Annotated in this window: 1 pseudogene; it reads right to left on the bottom strand. The window is 68.1% G+C overall.

Annotated features, from left to right (window positions below):
• Positions 1 to 389 (bottom strand): annotated as a pseudogene (locus KVT44_RS55650) (hypothetical protein); the annotation flags it as partial.

Here is a 389-nt window from a genome sequence, read left to right as displayed (position 1 = left end):
CCCTCGAGGCATCGCCACATCGTCGGGTTGATCTCGCTCGGGCTCTGCCTGTCCCCGAGCGCCTGCTCGAGGGAGTAGCCGTAAGAGAACAGCTCGGCGTCGCTCCAGCGGTCTCCGACGAGGACCACGCCGAACGGGTGGCGATCACTGGCACGGTAGCCGGCTGGCACGGTGAGCTCGGGGTACCCAGCGATCGGCGCGAAGAGGTGGACCGGCGATGTCTCCGGGAACACGAGGACATCCAGGTCCTGATCCACGAGCAGCGCGTCCATCTTGGCGCGAGCGTCGGTCTGCGCAGCCGCGAGGGTAGCCTCGGCCCCGGCCTTGTCTGCCTGGAGGTCGACAGCTTCGGCCGAGAACAGCGTCCCAGCGCCGTACTTCTGGGTCTC

This window comes from Streptomyces sp. GbtcB7 (assembly GCF_019091445.1).
Classification (GTDB): domain Bacteria; phylum Actinomycetota; class Actinomycetes; order Streptomycetales; family Streptomycetaceae; genus Streptomyces; species Streptomyces mirabilis.
This window is presented reverse-complemented; position numbering and strand designations above follow the sequence as displayed.